The organism is Staphylococcus sp. 191 (genome assembly GCF_011174885.1).
GTDB lineage: Bacteria > Bacillota > Bacilli > Staphylococcales > Staphylococcaceae > Staphylococcus > Staphylococcus coagulans.
The window spans coordinates 1-510 of record NZ_PNRJ01000034.1 but is presented as its reverse complement, the minus strand read 5'-3'; the positions used below and the strand labels follow the sequence as shown (position 1 = coordinate 510).

1 rRNA gene is annotated in these 510 nt (G+C 51.0%); it reads right to left on the bottom strand.

From position 1 onward, the window contains the following. Positions 1-508: ribosomal RNA gene (locus C1H58_RS12070) — 23S ribosomal RNA — on the bottom strand; the annotation flags it as partial. Between the last annotated feature and the right edge of the window lie 2 nt (positions 509-510).

Here is a 510-nt window from a genome sequence, read left to right as displayed (position 1 = left end):
CGTCAGATGTGTATAAAGAGACAGGGCCTATTCACTGCGGCTCTTCAGAGCGTGAACCCCAAAGAGCACCCCTTCTCCCGAAGTTACGGGGTCATTTTGCCGAGTTCCTTAACGAGAGTTCGCTCGCTCACCTTAGAATTCTCATCTTGACTACCTGTGTCGGTTTGCGGTACGGGCACCGATATTCTAGCTAGAGGCTTTTCTCGGCAGTGTGAAATCAACGACTCGAGGAAACAATTTCCTCTCCCCATCACAGCTCAATCTTAATGAGTGCCGGATTTGCCTAACACTCAATCTCACTGCTTGGACGTGCACTCCAACAGCACGCTTCGCCTATCCTACTGCGTCCCCCCATCGCTTAAAACGAATATTGGTGGTACAGGAATATCAACCTGTTATCCATCGCCTACGCCTGTCGGTCTCAGCTTAGGACCCGACTAACCCAGAGCGGACGAGCCTTCCTCTGGAAACCTTAGTCAATCGGTGGACGGGATTCTCACCTGTCTTTAT